Origin of the sequence: Chitinophaga eiseniae (genome assembly GCF_900167135.1) — a bacterium.
Taxonomy (GTDB): Bacteria; Bacteroidota; Bacteroidia; order Chitinophagales; family Chitinophagaceae; genus Chitinophaga; species Chitinophaga eiseniae.
On sequence record NZ_FUWZ01000005.1, the window covers coordinates 575,867 to 593,294 of the forward strand.

Sequence of the window (17,428 nt, forward strand, 5' to 3'; positions counted from 1 at the left end):
GAGCGACAGCATAAGCGGATAATATGGCAACAACAAGGCGGTAAACAGCGTGGAGACTTCCCTGCACGAATGTATACAGCCTGAGATCAGCAAAACACTAACAGATAAATAATGCTTGTATCCTTCCTGTAAATTAAAAGTTATGAGTAAACCAAATCTAAATGTGCTGATGTGGCGCGCACTGATGCTGATGATAGCCTTTGTCATGCAGCATGCGCTGGCGATAGCGCAACAGAAAAATGTAACCGGCACCGTCAGGGATGAAAAAGGGAACGCTCTTCCGGGCGCCACCATCCTCGTAAAAGGTACAAAGAAAGGAATGGTGTCTAATGCAGACGGTAGCTTCAGTCTCAATGCCGGCGACGCCCCTGCTACCCTGGTGATTTCCATGACCGGTTTTGCACCGCTAACGGTAGCGGCTACACCCGGAATACCTTTAAATGCTGTATTGAAAGAGAATGCAAAAGACCTGAATGAAGTCATGGTCGTAGGCTATGGCACACAGAAAAAGTCTTCCCTGACGGGCAGCGTGGCGCAGATTTCTTCTGCTGAACTGAAGAAAACGCCCGCCATGAACCTTACCAATATGCTGGCAGGCCGGCTACCAGGGCTGGTGGCCACACAAACTTCCGGCCGGCCGGGATTTGATGATGCTTCCCTGCTCATCCGCGGACAAGGTACCTACAATAACAACAGTCCTGTCGTGATTGTAGACGGCGTGCAACGCTCTTTCGCTAACCTCGACCCTTCGGAAGTGGAAAGCATTTCTATCCTTAAAGATGCTGCGGCTGCCGCCACCTACGGCGTGCAGGGAGCCAACGGCGTCATACTCGTCACCACCAAAAGGGGCGCCTCCGGCAAACCTGTGGTGTCCTACGATGGAGAAGTGACCCGTACTGCCTTCACCCGCTTTCCTAAATTCCTGAACGGGCCGGACTATATGTACTGGCTGAAGAAAGGAGAACAAATGGATAACGACTACCTCACCGCTACGGGAGGTGATCCTATTCCCTATACCTATTCCGATGCACAGATCGCTGCGCTGCGCAACGGGACCAATAAAGATCCTTTTCTCGGCAACACAGACTGGACCGGCATGCTCACCGGCCGGAAAACAATGGCGCAACACCACAGCGTCAGCGTAAGAGGCGGCTCCGATAAAGTACGGTATTTCTCCAATGCCAGTTACCTCGACCAGGAAGGGGTGGTAAAGGGCTCCGACTACAAACGATACAATGTGCGCACCAACCTTGATGCCAACATAAATAAGATTCTCTCGGTAGCGCTGGACCTCGGCGCCCGCCAGGAAACCCGTAACAGTACCGGTATTCCTGCTGATGACGGCGAATACATGAACCCCTTCTACCAGGCAGTGAGAACATTGCCGAACATCCCGGCCACCTACAATGATATACCTGCCGCCACACGCTCCAACTCCGGCATTGTGAACCCCATCGCGGCGATAGAAAACTCGGGCTGGCAACGGTACATTACCAGTACCTTTCAGGGTGCTATCACCTTTACCGCCCATATCCCTTATGTAAAAGGACTGGACCTGAAACTGATGGCGGCCTATGACAAGTCTTTCCAGGAATTCAGGGGATGGACAGCGCCCTACACCCTGATGGTAAGGGAACAAGGCAGCACCGGATGGTACTGGAACCAATCCACGCCACCGGGAATCACCATCAACACCATCCGTCAGTCACAGGCCAACAACTCGCGGCAAACGTTTCAGCCCAGCATCAATTACAGCACGGAAATTGGCCACCATAGCATCAAAGCGCTGGCCTTGTACGAATACTCCCGCCGCGATAACAACGGTTTCTCCGCCGGCGGCGCCAACCTGCCCCTTACTGAGCTGAAAGAAATTGATTTCCGTGACCAGGATAATAAATACATTGTACAGCCTACCGGCAACAGTGGTACCAACGCCCGCGCCGGCCTCGTGACGAGGATCAACTACGCCTATAAAAACAAATACCTGCTGGAACTGGTATCCCGCTACGACGGATCTGTATACTTCCCTACGCATAACCGTTGGGGTTTCTTCCCGGCTGCCTCGGCCGCCTGGGTGATCAGCGAAGAAGGTTTCTTCAGCCAGCTGAAAGAAAAAGTCGATTTCCTGAAACTGAGAGCTTCCTACGGTAAGCTGGGCAATGACCAGGGATACAGCGATTACCAATATCTTCAGACGTTCTCCCTGTCTTCCAAACCCGTGATGGTGGTGGGCGATAAAGCCGTTTCCGGTATTTACTCCGGCGCTATTCCCAACACACTCCTGACATGGGAGAAAGCCTATAATACCAACGTAGGGGTAGATGCTACCTTCTTCCACGGCGGCTTAAGTGTATCAGCGGAATATTTCTATAAGCTCACCAAAGATATCCTGGACCTGCAGGGTAACCTGTTTCCCCCTTCTATGGGAGGCTACTACCCGCAGGTGGTCAACCGCGGGATGGCCGACGTAAGAGGTTTCGATCTGCAACTGACCCACCGCCATAAGGTAAATGCAAGATTTGACTACGCCGTTACCGGTAACCTCAACTGGTCACGCAACAAGATTCTGGTGAAGAATGATCCCGACGGGTTGCCGGCCTGGCAAAGAAGTCCGGGCAGAAGCATCGGCGAAAAGAAAGGTTTTATTTCAGAAGGCCTCTTCCAGAACTGGGAGGAAGTGAATAACTGGGCTTCTTCTCCCAGCGGTGGCGCCGCACCGGGGTTCATCAAATATAAAGACATCAATGGCGACGGTAAAATTACCACCGACGATATTACGTATATGGGCCGCAGCAACATTCCACAGCTGATGTATGGACTGAACCTGGAGCTGCGTTATGGCATCTTCGATTTTTCTGCCCTCATTCAGGGCGCCGGAATGAGAGACGTGTCGCTGGGTGGTGAATACGAAGGCTCCTCCGGCACCTGGGGCGTCAATGACAATACACCGTTTACCCGGCCATTTTATGGCGGTGGCAACAGCCCCTACTACCTGGTAGAGCAGGCCTGGACCCCGGACAATCCCACTGCGCGTTATCCCCGTTTAACAGCCGACAGGGCGGGATTTCCGAACCACAACGGCTGGGCCAACTCCCAATGGGTAAGGAACGGCGCTTACGTGCGGCTCAAATCCGCGCAGCTGGGCGTCACCTTGCCGGCGTCGATACTAAGGGCGCTGAACGTAGAAAAATGCCGCTTTTATCTGGCCGGCTTCAACCTCCTCACCTTCGATCATCTGAAGTACATGGACCCGGAAATGCCCAATGCCAACAACGGCTTCTATCCGCAGCAACAGATGATGTCTTTCGGAGCTAACCTTACTTTCTAAACGGAAAAGCTATTACTTATGACCACATTACGCGCTAATATAAAAACCGCTTTACTACTGTTGCTGCTGGCAGGTGGTGTACAGTCCTGCAAACTGGATGGTATGCCCGGCGACCGGTATACCGATGCGGCTATCTGGAAAGATGCCGCCAATGTTGACCTGTACGTTTACGGTTTATACGATCAGTTTAAGCCTTATACCTTCGGGCAGTTTCCTATCGGCTACAGCAATGCAACAGATGCCTTTACCGATATTGAAAAATATACTTCCAATTCTATGGGCAACGGGACGGTGAACAGGTTGGCCTATAATCCCGGACAGGTGAATGCCGCGTCACCGGGCATCTCTGTCTGGGACAACGCTTATGGAAACATCCGCCGTATCAATGAATTTCTGAACGGGATGCGGCTGTATGCCAAACTCACCGACCAGCAAAAGATGCAGTTCGAAGCGGAAGTCCGCTACCTGCGGGCCTACAACTACTTCTGGCTGGCGCGTGTCAACGGGAGCGTGATCATCATGGATAAGCTCCCGGTAGATAAAAGCCAGGCACGTTCCAGCGAAGATGACGTGTGGAACTTCATTGCGGCCGATCTCAGTTTTGCCGCGCAGCATTTGCCGAAACAATGGCCGGCTGCGCAGAAAGGAAGGGTGACCCAGGGCGCCGCTTACGGATTGCTGTCACGGGCATGGTTATACGCAGCTTCAATAGCCGAATACGATAACAAACAGTTCAATAAGGACCCGCTTACCGGCGTACCGTCCTCCAAAAAAACGGAATACTACCAGCACGCCGCTGATGCCGCGGCCGCCGTTATCGGCCTGGGTATATATGACCTGGAGGCCGACTATGCCAAAGCGTTTTCAAACAATAACAGCAAAGAAGCCATCTTCGCCTTGTATTACCAGCGCCCGGGCGTTACCCATCAGCTGGACTTCTACTTCGCGCCTCCGGCAGACGTGGCCGGCGGCGGCGCTACGGGCGTGCCCACTGCTGAACTGGTAAATGAATATGAAATGGCGGACGGCCGGAAATTCTCCTGGTCAGAAGCGGACATGAAAGCCGATCCTTATGCCGGCAGAGAGCCGCGTTTCTACGCTTCCATGATCTATAACGGCGCCTCCTGGAAAGGCCGGACCATCAATACCACACCGGACGACGATAAGGAAGGATACATCGACTTTAAAGTCACCGCCGATCCACGTAAAACAGTCACCGGTTACTACCGGCGTAAAATGCTGGATGAAACCAACACCGACATCCTGGTGCTCAACAGTAACCAGCCCTGGGTAGAAATGCGCTATGCGGAGATATTACTGATACATGCAGAGGCATTGACCAAACTAGGCAAAATAGGAGATGCTAAAAATTCCCTTAATAAAGTGAGGGCGCGGGTGAACCTGCCGGGTACGCCTGCCGCCACACCGGAAGCCATGATGGCCGCCATAGAGCATGAACGTAAAGTGGAGCTGGCATTTGAAGGCCACCGTTACTGGGATCTTCGCCGTTGGCGTAAAGCGCATATTGTATTGAACAATGTACGTTTTCACGGGCATAAGGTGACCTCTAATGGTAACGGATTCGACTATACGGAAGTGGACTGCGATAAAGAGAACCGTTATTTCCCGGCCTCTTTCTACTATCTGCCGATCACCCAAAACGAAATTGTGACCAATCCCGCCATGAAACAAATTCAGGGCTGGTAATCAGTATGCGTAACAATAAATGATCTGTACATGCGAAACATATATATCATACCCGCCGTTATCATGGGGCTGTTCACGGCCATAACGTCCTGCCACAAGCCTGAAGCCATCTTTCCGAAGGAAGACAGCAAGCCTCAGTCGATCTGGCTGGAGTTGCCCGGCGTAAAAGATGCTGTTTTTGAGCCGGTATACAATGCTGCCAGAGACAGCGCTTTCATTGAGGTGCCTTATTTCTACCCGGTGGAATCAGATAATGAGACAGATATCAGCAAGCTGATATTAAGGGCCAATCTGCCGCTGGATGCTGTCATGCGCCCGGCCATCGGTACGCTCATGGATATGTCGAAGCCGGTGGGCCTGGAAATTACAGGCGGTACCGGCCAGAAAAGTAAACTGGTCGTCGTAGCGAAAAAAGTGGGGGATGTAAGCGTGAAGAACGCCACCATGCACTACCTGCTGGATGGCGTGAATACAGCCGTGGAGGCCGTTGTGAAAGATAATGATGTCATCTTCTATGTATTGCCCGGGGTAGATGTGTCCCAGGCACAGGTCAGCGTGACTGTTAACAGCCATTCTACTGCTTCGGTGGCTGACGGCGCGACCGTCGACCTCTCCAACCCTGTACCGTTTACCGTAAAAAGTATAGACGGCATTATCAAACAATATACGCTGAAAGTAATGCCACCGGTGAAAAAGCCCTACGGCATTGGTATTACACGTAAGCTGTTTGTGAAACTGGGCGCTGCTTCCGGTGGTGGCGGGATCAGCACCAATTATACAGAAACCAGTATGGCGGTGAGCGGTGATCACCTGGTGATTGTCAGCAACACGAACCCGTCCAGGCTGCGCCTCTTTAGCCGCACCACCGGCAATTATGTACAGGATATGCCATTGCCTGCCGGTAATTTCTATTCCTTCCAGATGCAGAACGATACGGCCGGAGCATTGGTAGGCGCCAGCTTCGCGGCATTGAACGATAAGTTTACGCTGTACCGCTGGAAGAACGCCACCGACCCGGCGCCGGAAAAAATCCTGGAATGGAACAACACGACCGCCTGGGCCGGGATAGGCCGACGGGTACGCATATACGGTGATTTAAACAAAGATGCGGTGATTTATGCGACGGCGTCTCAAACAGCCGACATTTACAAGTGGCGTATTCATAACGGAAAAATCGTCAACGCTGCCAATACGCCGGATATGAATGCCGCACCTGTGGTAGCTACTTATAAAGGTACGAGCAACATCGGCTACCTGGCAGACGCCTTGCCGACAGCGGTATCTTTCTCCGGCACCTATTTCATGAACTACGGAAGCGAAGTGGCTATGGTCAATGGCGGCAGCAACGCGCGTGTCGCAGCTTTCCATGCAGATGCCGCCGGTTATATTTTTCATGCACCTTCTGTATACTTCAACTTTAACGGGGCGAGCTACCTGGCACTGCTGAAATACAATTCCTGGAGCCTCAATAACGGTAATATAGCGCTCTTTGACGTGACCGATCCGTCTGCCGTGAGCATGTCGCCCGCCAACCCGGCGTATGGTGCATTTAATGTCTTTAATTCGGAAACGATAGCCGGCGCTGCTGACAACGGCAACGGTACCGGTGATGTATGTGTGTCTTTTGCCCCGGACAGGTCCAGCGCCTATATCTATATGCTGCTGACCAACGTGGGGATCATCGGATACGAACTTACCACCTATTAATCACCTGCCCGGCGCATAGCGCATCCTGTGCGCCGGCTTTTTAAAGCATTGCCTTATGAAAAAAATACAGTTTTTTTCCGCATTGTTGCTGCTGCTGCTGGCAGCGGCCGCGTGTAAAAAGAATAATGATAGCTCGCCCGTTCCCGGCCCCGAAGAAGGCACCGATACCCTTGTGACGCCCGGTGGTAAAAAGGAAGCGATTGTATGGATAGACCTCAACGCGAACGTGTTCGGGACCTATGGCCGTTTCAATGATACGCCGGCCATCCGTAAAACGCTGGACACACTGCAGCAGATCGGCATCACGGCCCTGGTGGTGGATGTAAAAGAGTCTTCCGGCCATACCGTTTTCCCCAGTGCCTTTACCGGCAAGGTGGCCAGTCGTAACGGCAAGTCGCTGCCATCCAATGCTGATTATCTCGACTTTATCGTGAAGACTGCCAAAGCGAGGAATATGAAAGTGTACGCCTCGGTGATGACTTTCGTGGAGGGGGACAACGATAGAAAATCCGGTGCTGTTTTCGAAGATGCTACCTTTAAAAACAAATACCAGTCGGTTGTATGTGATGTTAATGGCAAACGGGTACCCATCACGGAAACCGGCAGGCCCGGGTTTGTGAATCCCGCTTATCCGGAAGTACAGGACCGTATCATCAATATCCTGAAAGAAATAGTGACGAAATACGCAGTTGATGGCGTTATCCTTGATTATGCCCGTTACGCCAATATCGACGCGGATTTCTCCGATTACAGTAAAACACAGTTCGTACAATACCTGAAAACGGTTTTTAATGACCAGAACGCCAATTTCATCAATTTCCCGACAGATGTTGTTTCCTCCTGGAAACAGGAAAATGGCCAGGTGACACCCGCTGCCACCGGTAAATACTACAAACGCTGGCTGGCCTGGCGCATGAGCGTTATCTACAACTTTGTGAAGAAAGCACATGCCGCCATAAAGGCTACCCGCGCCGATGCCCTGTTCGGTGCTTATGTGGGGGGCTGGTATGGCGATTATTATCCCGTGGGGGTTAACTGGGCCAGCCAGCAATATGATCCGTTCAATGATCCGGTTATCCGTATGGATTGGGCCTATCCTCAAACGAAAGACTATGGTTATGCCGAAGAGCTGGGGCTGCTGATGACAGGCAATTACTTTGCACAGATTATGTTGGCCGACAATCCGGCTACAGCAGGATTGACCTACAACTGGTGGAGCCTGGAAGGCTCTCTGAACGGCGGCCGTTATGTGACCAAAAACAGGGTACCGCTGGTAGGCAGTATTGATGCCGGTAACACGCCCTGGAACAATAAGTCAGATATCCGTAAAGCCATAAAGCTTATTTTATCCAAAACCTCCGGTGTGATGATTTTTGATGTCGTGCACCTGTATGCGCCCCAATATAATCGTCTCGGTGTGCCGTTGTGGGATGAGGTAAAGGCCGGACTGCAACCATAGATCTGTAAAATATTGCACCATGACATTTAAAAATATTCCTTTGCTGTTGCTGGGATGCCTGGGTAGTATTATTTCGCTGCAGGCGCAGGATTCCAGCTATCATAATTATTTGTATGACAGCCGTACTGCTTATTTCCGGCAGCTACCGGTAGCCAGGAATCCGGTCGTCTTTTTTGGGGATAGCATTACGCAATGGGGCGACTGGTGTGAGTTTCTTGGAAAAGCGAATATACTGAACCGGGGCATTGCCGGCGATAATACCAACGGCCTGCTGGCGCGGGTAGAAGAGGTGGCCCGGCATCGGCCGGCGAGACTGTTTATACTCGTGGGCACCAATGATCTCAACAAACAGATGCCGGCAGTTTCTATTGCAGCAAACTATCGGCGCATCATCGGCGCAGTGCAGCAGGCATCGCCCCATACACGTATTTATGTACAGAGTGTGTTGCCGATTAATAACCAGCTTATCGGGCGGCAATATTACAGCGGTACGAATGAACAGATCATAGCGCTGAATACCCTGCTCAAATCCATGGCGGCGGAGGAGCATGTGACCTTTGTGGATGTGTATACGTCGCTGCTGGATAACACCGGGCAGATGGATGCACGCTATACCTACGATGGGCTGCATCTTTCCGGGGAAGGTTATCTGAAATGGGTACAGGTGCTGAAGCAAGGGCGGTTCATTTAATGCCGCGGTGTGGCAGGATGATGACAATCATTCCGGTTCCCTGACTGCCGTCATTCTTTCTTACCGGCCCGTTGAACTATATTTATTAAATTTAATATAGAAACGAAGGCAGATCAATATGCGGAAACGGAAGGATCGCAAAATAATTTCGGTCATCAAAGCCAATGGCGATACCGAACCCTTTGATGAAGATAAAATCCGTCGCTCTTTAATAAGGTCCGGGACGGCTCCGGACATGGTGGATACTATCATCGGAGAGGTGGGGAAGAAGGTGTATGATAACATCACCACCAAAAAACTATATAAAATAGTTTTTAATGAACTGCAGAAGCGCAGACGCCCTGCGGCGGGTAAGTACCATCTCAAGAATGCCATTATGGAACTTGGCCCTACCGGCTTCCCTTTTGAAAGTTTTATCGCTTCGTTGTTCAGGGCAGCTGGTTATCAGGTCGTAACCGGACAAATGGTGGAGGGGCATTGCGTCAAACATGAGGTTGACGTGATAGCAGAAAACGGAAAGGACCTGTTTATGATGGAATGCAAGTTTCACAGTAGTTCGGGTACGGTTTGCGATGTTAAAACTGCTTTGTATGTGCGTGCCCGTTTTTGGGATATTGAGGAAAAACTACCGGCACAGCAGGGTACGGACGTGCAATTGTTTAAAGGGTGGCTGGTAACCAATACCCGCCTTACTACTGACGCTGAGCAATACGGCACTTGTTCAGGGTTGTCATTGATGAGCTGGAACTTCCCGGCCGGGCAAAGCTTGCGGGAAAGGATCGATGCCAATGGTCTTTATCCGGTAACGTGTATCACTTCCCTCAGCCGTGATGAAAAAGAAAAATTGCTGGCGGCAGATGTTGTATTGTGCAAGGAACTCGCTAAGGCTCCGGAAGTGCTTGGGAAAATAGGTGTCTCAGCATCCCGGGCCCAAAGAATAACAGAGGAGGCGGTGAATATCTGCCGGGAAAACATGACCATGCATGATGAAAGAAAGACTCCAAAAGATCGCATCCATGAGTAATCGACAGTCATCAACCAACTGGTATGTGGTTACCGGCGGTCCGGGTTCCGGTAAAACCACGACTATCAATATCCTGGCCGGGAGAAATTACCATGTTACCGTTGAACATGCCCGACACTATATAGACACACAACGCATTGGTGGAAAGTCGGTCAGTAAGATCAGGAGCAACCAACGGGAATTTCAACAGAAAGTGCTTGCCATGCAGCTTGAACAGGAGCGGTCGATGTCTCCGGCCGACACCGTTTTCCTTGACAGGGCCGTTCCTGATTCGCTGGCTTACTATCGCTTCATGGGGCTGGAGCCTGACGAAAAACTAATGAATGCTTTAAAAACCGTCTCTTATAAGAAGGTGTTTATCCTCGATATTCTGCCGTTAGTGAATGATTATGCCCGCAGTGAAGATGCTGAGGCCCAAAAGAGAATACACCAGCTCCTGATCGACGTTTATTCATCGCTGCCTTTCCCTGTAGTACAGGTACCGGTTATGCCGCCGGAAGAACGTGTGGATTTTATTCTGAAAAATATCAGCTCCGATGAAGGAGGCCATGAGATAAAAAGTCAGGACAATATTCCACAATAAATAGAAGGTACAGCTTCACTTGGCGTTAGCAGGAAATCGCGCTACCGCAGGAGATTTTGTTTTAGATTTAAAAAATCGGTATTATCTTAAAGTCCTGTCAGATGACAGGCTTATGCGGCCTTTGTCAATACCTGTTGATCAATCAAGAAAACTTTAGAACACCAATGGATTTTTTAAACGGCGCCAATGCGCTCACCCTTGTCTTTGCGGCGCTGCTCATTTTTGCGATTGCTTACCGGTTCTACGGCATCTTCATGGCCAATAAGGTGTTGCAGCTTAATAATGCACACCTGACACCCGCTGTTGAGTTTGCAGACGGAAAAGACTATGTGGCGACGAACAAGAATGTACTGTTCGGGCACCACTTTGCGGCAATCGCGGCAGCGGGGCCATTGGTAGGGCCGGTATTGGCTGCCCAGTTTGGCTACCTGCCGGGCACTTTATGGATTTTAATCGGCTGCGTGCTGGCGGGTGGGGTACATGATATGGTGGTGCTGTTTGCTTCCGTGCGGCATAAAGGGCAGAGCCTGGCCACCATTGCCGGAAAAGAAATTGGTAAGGGTACCGGGCTGATAGCCGGCGTGGCAGTGCTCTTCATCCTGATCCTTACGCTGGCCGGGCTGTCGCTGGCCTGTATCAGCGCCATGCACGAGGCTTCCTGGTCTTTGTTCACCGTTATCGCCACCATGCCTATCGCCGTTATCATGGGCCTGATCATGCGTTACCGCAAAAACAGCGTGACCTTCGCCAGCATCCTGGGAGGCGTGCTGCTCATCGCTGCTATTGTGGGTGGACATGAGCTGATGAAATTTGAAGCGTTGAACAGCCTGTTTCACTGGAAAGTAGGGACCATCTCCATCGCTATTACGGTATACGGATTTCTCGCGTCTATACTGCCGGTATGGTTGCTGCTGGTGCCAAGGGATTATTTATCTACCTACCTTAAAATAGGAACGATCGTTATGCTGGCGATAGGAGTAATATTGGTACATCCCACCATCCAGATGCCGGCCATCACCAGTTTTGTGAACGGCGGCGGTCCCGTGATCGGCGGACCGGTACTGCCTTTTATCTTTATCGTTATCGCCTGCGGCGCTATCTCCGGCTTTCACGCGGTGATTGCTACAGGTACTACCCCGAAAATGCTGAACAACGAAAGAGAAATACTCTTTGTGGGCTACGGCGCAATGCTGGTGGAAGGCTTTGTGGCGCTGATGGCGTTGATAGCCGCCTGCACGCTGGCGCCGGGCGATTATTTTGCGATCAATACCCCTGCTGACGCTTATGCCGGTTTCCTGGCCAACAACCCTGCCTTACATGCGGTAGAGCTGGACTATTTCAGCCAGAAAATAGGCGTGGAGCTGCAGGGCCGGACCGGCGGCGCAGTATCGCTGGCGGTCGGAATGGCCCATATTTTTAACAAGATTCCTTTCATGGAAAATGTGATGGCGTATTGGTACAATTTCGCCATCATGTTTGAAGCGGTATTTATCCTCACGGCGATAGATGCCGGTACCAGGGTGGGCAGGTTTTTCCTGCAGGAAATGCTGGGCAGTGTGGTCCCGAAGTTCAACGATAAAAACTGGATGCCGGGTATCATCATCAGCAGCCTGTTGTTTACTTTTTCCTGGGGATACCTGGTATATACTGGAAACGTCAGCAGTATCTGGCCTTTGTTCGGTATCAGCAATCAGTTGCTGGCCGCCTGCGGATTGATCGTATGTACCACCATGCTGATCCGCATGAACAGAAAGAAGTATGCCCTGTGCGCCGCCATACCAGGCGTGTTTATGGCCATCATTACCTTCTGGGCAGGATATGAACAGGTAAAACATGTGTATCTGCCCAAAGGGCAGTATCTGCTGGCTGTCCTGGCCATACTGGCCATGCTGCTGATGCTGCTGGTTTTCATCAATACTTTTAAACGCTGGTTTAAGCTGTTGAAAATAGATACCGTGCAAACTGATTTCTATGGAGATCAGGTGAAGGAACTGGTGGAACGGTAATTTTAAAATTGCAACTATGTTGCGATTTAAAAATTATTGTATAATTTGCGGGCTGTTTACACAGAATGCGCCGGAACCGGGACATATCGCTGATGAGAATAAGAGCGCTCCTGCTGTTGCTATTATTTATAGCGCCGCAGGCAGTGGGACTGCTGCATCATCATCATTACCGGAAGGTGAATGACTGCACCATTACGAACGGGACGGCAAAAGTGTATGCCTCCGTAAAGGCATGTCATATCTGCGAACTTGTCAACCACCACGGCCACGAGCCGTTCCTCTTACCGGGGCAGCTCCCGGCCCTGCTGAATACCATCCACTTTATTCCCTTTGAGTGTCTCTGCACACCGTTGTATACTACTTACGCATTAGCCTATACGAACAAAGGTCCCCCCGGCCTTGCAGCTACCTTTGTACCATCCTCCTTATTTCATTGACAACACCGGCCCTGTACCGCTATGGGGCATGTACTCACCTGTGTCATAACAAGACTTATGCTGCAAGCTATTTCATTATCAAAAGAATATAATTCCTTTAAGGCGCTGCAAAACCTGGACCTCGAAGTAAAGCCCGGAGAGGTTTTTTGTTTACTCGGCCAGAATGGCGCCGGCAAAACTACCACTATCAACCTGTTCCTGGGGTTCACCGCCCCCACCTCCGGCCGCGCGTTGGTTAACGGCAGGGAAGTCGTTCCCGGAGCTGTAACCACCCGCAGGGACATAGCCTATATCCCGGAGGTGGTGATGCTGTATGGCCAGATGACTGCCATGGAAAACCTGGATTATTTCAGCCGGCTGGCGGGAGTTACCTGCCATAAAGATGAACTCGCCGCTTTCCTTTCCCAATGCGGCTTACAGGCAGACGCCCATCACCGGCCGCTGGGCGGATTCAGTAAAGGCATGCGCCAGAAGGTAGGCATCGCCATCGCCCTGGCCAAAAACGCAAAAGCCATTCTGATGGACGAGCCCACCAGTGGCCTCGATCCGAGAGCGACGGACGAGTTTACCACGTTGGTGCTGCAGTTGGGAAAACAGGGGAAATCGGTACTCATGGCTACGCACGATATATTTAACGCGGTCACTTTAGGAACGCACATTGGCATCATGCGCCAGGGACAACTGGTATACACTGTAAAAGCCGCCGACATCAACGCTAACGACCTGCAACAACTGTATCTGCAAACTATTTAAACACTTTTCCGTGAAGATGTTCACACTGCCATACCAGTATAAACTGACCGGTTTATGCTGCGCGGGATTTTTGTCCGTACTGTCTGCCTATGCGCAGCAACCGGCGGACACCACTATTGTCACCACTTCAAAAGAAGCACTGCAAACAGTAGAAGTGATGGGCACCCGCACCCGTAAATATTTCAGCGACTATTCTTTTTCTGCTACCAAGATTGCCACATTAAATAAGAACATCCCACAGGCCATCTCGACGGTGTCGAAGGAATTGATGGCCGACCGGCAGGCCTTTACGCTGACGGATGCCGTTAAAACGGTAACGGGCGTTTCACAGAGCAGCTTCTATAACCAGTTTGCCATCCGCGGCATCAGTCAGAACGAAGAAGGTACCATCATCAACGGGATGCGTACCCGCCAGTACTTTTTTACCCAGCCGCTGACCAATCACCTGGAACGCGTGGAAGTTATCAAAGGCCCCGCCAGCGCTATGTTTTCCAGTGTGGACCCCGGCGGAAGCATTAACCTGGTCACGAAAAAGCCACTGAAAGAAAACCGTAAAGAAGTCAGTATTTCCGCAGGCAGCTTCAGCACCCTTCGCGGCGCCCTGGACTTTACCGGTCCGCTGAACAAAGAAAAGACCTTACTGTACCGGCTCAACGTAGGCTATGAAGACAGCAAGAGCTTCCGCGACATGCAGTACCGGAAAGCGCTCCTGGTAGCGCCGTCCTTTTCATATGTGCCCGCGGCAGGCACCAGCCTGAACGTGGAGATGGTAATGACGAATAACAATACCCGTCTCGACAGGGGACAGGCTATTTTCGGCGCTATTGCCGGTAAAACGGACCTGAACAGCACCGGCATCAATTTTAACATGGGCAGTAGCAACGACCACTTCAATACCCGCGACCTGATGCTGATGGCCAACTTCTCACATTCCTTTTCAGAGAAGGTGGGCTTCAACGTAGCCTACATGAAACAAACCTGGGATGAAGACCTACAGGAGCACCGCACCACCAATGCCTTTGCGGTGGATGAAAACGGTACCGCTATCCCCACGCTGGCAGGTATGCGCGCTGTTATCCGGCAGCAACGCTGGAACACGGACAATCTCAGTATATACTTCACCGTTAAACAACATACCGGTCGGCTGGAGCATAAGCTGGTACTGGGCTACGACAGGATCAACACCCGTAAGTTCAGAGGCGGTGGCGAAAACACCGCCGCCGGCTACCGCCTGAAAGACGGTACTATAGCCGCCAGATACGATCCGGCCAAAAAGGACCTCTACCTGCTTAAAACCGTCAACGGGGTGACCATGCCTGTTCCCAACGTGTCGCATTTTGACCTCGCACGGCCAGGGTATTTTGTTGCCAACCTGAATGAATACATTTTTGCGAAAAATGAAATCCCACCGGCTTATTACCTTGTCAACGGCGTGTGGCTGCAGGACCAGATCAGGTATGGCCAACTGTTGCTGACCCTTGGGTTGCGGCAGGAATGGTATGAAGACTATAACCAGTACAAACAGGCCAGCCAGACGAAAATATCCCATCAGCAGTTGATTCCCCGTGTGGGCCTTACCTGGGAAGCTACGGCCCATATTAATGTCTATGGCACCTATCTGCGAGGCTATCAGCCGCAAGGCAACACTGCTACGCTGGTAGTGGTGCCACCGCCGGCAGGCGCCAACTTCAAACCGCTGGAAAGCGATCTGAAAGAGATCGGTGTTAAATCCAGCTGGCTGAATGACAAACTCCAGGTAAACCTGGCGGCCTTTGAAATCAATCAGAAAAATCTGTTGATGAACGCCAACGACCCGGTAGATGTGAATAAACTGATAGAACGCGGCGCACAGCGCAGCCGGGGCGTTGAAGTGGAGGCTTCGGGTTATGTGATGGAAAACTGGCAGTTCAATGCCGGCTACAGCTACATCGATGCCGTGATCACCGATGATAACGATCCCAAACTGATGGGCACCCGTGTACAGAATACGCCACAGCATGCCGCCGCCGTATGGACCCGCTACAATATGCGGGGCATTAAAATACTGCAGGGCATAGGATTTGGCGCCGGCGTACAATACAGCGGTTCTAAACTTCCGTGGTACACGCGCGATTTTATTATTCCCGGGTACACCGTAGCAGACGTGGCCCTCTATTACACGCCGCCGCAGTCTAAAGTACAGCTCGCGGTAAACGTGAATAATATTTTCGATCAAACGTATTGGGTAGGCGCGCAGAATTACCTGCGCCTGTTTCCCGGGACGCCCGGAAATGTGATGTTTAACGTAACCTATAAATTCTGATATGCAGACCATCTTACTGATCGCCCGTCAAACCTGGAAAACCATTCTCCGGAACAAGGCATCGCTCTGGCTGACGGTCTTACTGGGAATCACCTTGTGCGTAGCTACCTGGATAGGCTGGCAGCACTATCAAACGCAACAACAGCAACGGTTGCAGTACAGCAAAGCGGTGCGCGAGAAATGGGTGTCCAAACCCGATAAACATCCGCATCGCATGGCGCACTATGGTTATCTTGTTTTCCGGGATAAACATCCGCTCAGCTTTTTTGACTTCGGCATAGAAAGTTTCTCCGGCGTATCGGTATTCCTGGAAGCGCATAAGCAGAACACCGTCAATTTCAGCGAAGCCGGTTTTTCCAATGGCACACTGCGTTTCGGTGAGATGAGCGTAGCAATGGTGCTACAGCTGCTGGTGCCGCTGCTGATTTTTTTCCTGGGATATAATGCTATCGCCGGGGAGCGGGAGTCGGGCACACTGAAAATACTTTTATGCCAGAGCGTTAGCTGGCGTCAGCTCATGATCGGTAAAACCCTGGGCCTTATTGCGGTGAGCTTTACCCTCTTCCTGCCGGTGATTGTACTGACCATCGTGTTATGGGCGGTATTGAGCCAGGGACAGGTCGCTGCTGACGCCGCCCTGCGGCTGTTATTTTTACTGGCCGCTTATGCTGTTTATTTCGCCATCTGCGCCGGTATTACGGTATTGGTGTCTGCGGTGAGCCGCAGCGCCAAAGGGGCGCTGACGATTTTACTGGGCAGCTGGATTTTCTTCCTGGTCATTTTGCCGCGATTGACGCAGGCAGCCGGCGCCAACATCTATCCGGCGCCCTCTAAAATAGCGTTTGCGGCCGCCGTTGAAGAAGACCTGCATAAACAGGGCGACAGCCACAACCCGGACGATCCGCATTACGCCGGCATGAAAGCGGCGGTGCTGCAAAAGTATCACGTGAAAGATGTAAAAGACCTGCCGTTTAACTATGGCGGATATGTGATGGCGGAAGGAGAGAAAATATCTGCCGGTATTTATGCGGACCATCTGCGCCGGCTGACAAAAATTTACCAACAACAAAACAGTTTTACCGTAGCGGCCAGTTACATCAATCCCTACCTGGCTATCCGGAACTTATCGATGGCATTAACAGCAGCTGATTTTGCCACCTATGCCAGTTTCCAGGAACAGGTCGAACAATACAGGTACCAGCTGGCGCAACGGATGAACCGTTTACAGATGGAATATATCAGTAACGATAAACCGGAGGTCATCAGTCACGACCACTGGGCGGAAATGCCGGACTTCAAATACCGGTTCAAAGCGGTGAGAGCGGTGTTACGGGACCAGGTAGCCACCATTATGGCACTGGTTTGCTGGCTGGGACTGATGACAGCCGGATTGTTGACTGCCTCCAAATGGGCAAGGACCCTTTAAATGTG

12 protein-coding genes are annotated in these 17,428 nt (G+C 51.4%); all 12 read left to right on the plus strand.

Features of this window, described 5'->3' with window-relative positions:
• The first annotated feature begins 142 nt into the window (after positions 1-142).
• Positions 143-3,328, plus strand: coding sequence for a SusC/RagA family TonB-linked outer membrane protein (locus tag B5D63_RS28495; RefSeq protein ID WP_078672261.1), 3,186 nt, complete (start codon positions 143-145; stop codon positions 3,326-3,328).
• An 18-nt stretch (positions 3,329-3,346) separates the two neighbouring features.
• Positions 3,347-5,035, plus strand: coding sequence for a RagB/SusD family nutrient uptake outer membrane protein (locus tag B5D63_RS28500; RefSeq protein ID WP_078672262.1), 1,689 nt, complete (start codon positions 3,347-3,349; stop codon positions 5,033-5,035).
• A gap of 30 nt (positions 5,036-5,065) precedes the next feature.
• Positions 5,066-6,742: a DUF5018 domain-containing protein gene (locus tag B5D63_RS28505; protein WP_078672263.1), complete on the plus strand. Its 1,677-nt coding sequence runs from the start codon at positions 5,066-5,068 to the stop codon at positions 6,740-6,742.
• A 55-nt stretch (positions 6,743-6,797) separates the two neighbouring features.
• Positions 6,798-8,201, plus strand: coding sequence for a family 10 glycosylhydrolase (locus B5D63_RS28510; protein ID WP_078672264.1), 1,404 nt, complete (start codon positions 6,798-6,800; stop codon positions 8,199-8,201).
• A 19-nt stretch (positions 8,202-8,220) separates the two neighbouring features.
• Positions 8,221-8,892, plus strand: a complete 672-nt coding sequence (locus B5D63_RS28515) for a GDSL-type esterase/lipase family protein (protein ID WP_078672265.1) — start codon at positions 8,221-8,223, stop codon at positions 8,890-8,892.
• Between the two features lie 118 nt (positions 8,893-9,010).
• On the plus strand, positions 9,011-9,916 hold the full coding sequence (locus tag B5D63_RS28520) for an ATP cone domain-containing protein (RefSeq protein ID WP_078672266.1): 906 nt from the start codon (positions 9,011-9,013) through the stop codon (positions 9,914-9,916).
• On the plus strand, positions 9,876-10,499 hold the full coding sequence (locus tag B5D63_RS28525; protein WP_200817116.1) for an AAA family ATPase: 624 nt from the start codon (positions 9,876-9,878) through the stop codon (positions 10,497-10,499). The genes B5D63_RS28520 and B5D63_RS28525 overlap by 41 nt, the downstream gene beginning before the upstream one ends.
• A 164-nt stretch (positions 10,500-10,663) precedes the next feature.
• Positions 10,664-12,505 (plus strand): carbon starvation CstA family protein, encoded by a 1,842-nt coding sequence (locus B5D63_RS28530; protein WP_078672268.1) that lies wholly within the window; start codon positions 10,664-10,666, stop codon positions 12,503-12,505.
• Between the two features lie 92 nt (positions 12,506-12,597).
• Positions 12,598-12,942, plus strand: coding sequence for a hypothetical protein (locus tag B5D63_RS28535; protein WP_143313145.1), 345 nt, complete (start codon positions 12,598-12,600; stop codon positions 12,940-12,942).
• Between the two features lie 57 nt (positions 12,943-12,999).
• On the plus strand, positions 13,000-13,695 hold the full coding sequence (locus B5D63_RS28540; protein ID WP_078672270.1) for an ABC transporter ATP-binding protein: 696 nt from the start codon (positions 13,000-13,002) through the stop codon (positions 13,693-13,695).
• 16 nt (positions 13,696-13,711) lie between these two features.
• Positions 13,712-15,997: a TonB-dependent siderophore receptor gene (locus tag B5D63_RS28545; protein WP_078672271.1), complete on the plus strand. Its 2,286-nt coding sequence runs from the start codon at positions 13,712-13,714 to the stop codon at positions 15,995-15,997.
• A gap of 1 nt (position 15,998) precedes the next feature.
• Positions 15,999-17,423 (plus strand): ABC transporter permease, encoded by a 1,425-nt coding sequence (locus B5D63_RS28550; RefSeq protein ID WP_078672272.1) that lies wholly within the window; start codon positions 15,999-16,001, stop codon positions 17,421-17,423.
• The last annotated feature ends 5 nt before the right edge of the window (positions 17,424-17,428 follow it).

What these genes read in the sequence shown, in the direction of transcription:
- B5D63_RS28495 (WP_078672261.1), top strand. Translation starts at nt 143, where the DNA reads ATGAGTAAACCAAATCTAAATGTGCTGATGTGGCGCGCACTGATGCTG.
- B5D63_RS28500 (WP_078672262.1), top strand. Translation starts at nt 3,347, where the DNA reads ATGACCACATTACGCGCTAATATAAAAACCGCTTTACTACTGTTGCTG.
- B5D63_RS28505 (WP_078672263.1), top strand. Translation starts at nt 5,066, where the DNA reads ATGCGAAACATATATATCATACCCGCCGTTATCATGGGGCTGTTCACG.
- B5D63_RS28510 (WP_078672264.1), top strand. Translation starts at nt 6,798, where the DNA reads ATGAAAAAAATACAGTTTTTTTCCGCATTGTTGCTGCTGCTGCTGGCA.
- B5D63_RS28515 (WP_078672265.1), top strand. Translation starts at nt 8,221, where the DNA reads ATGACATTTAAAAATATTCCTTTGCTGTTGCTGGGATGCCTGGGTAGT.
- B5D63_RS28520 (WP_078672266.1), top strand. Translation starts at nt 9,011, where the DNA reads ATGCGGAAACGGAAGGATCGCAAAATAATTTCGGTCATCAAAGCCAAT.
- B5D63_RS28525 (WP_200817116.1), top strand. Translation starts at nt 9,876, where the DNA reads ATGATGAAAGAAAGACTCCAAAAGATCGCATCCATGAGTAATCGACAG.
- B5D63_RS28530 (WP_078672268.1), top strand. Translation starts at nt 10,664, where the DNA reads ATGGATTTTTTAAACGGCGCCAATGCGCTCACCCTTGTCTTTGCGGCG.
- B5D63_RS28535 (WP_143313145.1), top strand. Translation starts at nt 12,598, where the DNA reads ATGAGAATAAGAGCGCTCCTGCTGTTGCTATTATTTATAGCGCCGCAG.
- B5D63_RS28540 (WP_078672270.1), top strand. Translation starts at nt 13,000, where the DNA reads ATGCTGCAAGCTATTTCATTATCAAAAGAATATAATTCCTTTAAGGCG.
- B5D63_RS28545 (WP_078672271.1), top strand. Translation starts at nt 13,712, where the DNA reads ATGTTCACACTGCCATACCAGTATAAACTGACCGGTTTATGCTGCGCG.
- B5D63_RS28550 (WP_078672272.1), top strand. Translation starts at nt 15,999, where the DNA reads ATGCAGACCATCTTACTGATCGCCCGTCAAACCTGGAAAACCATTCTC.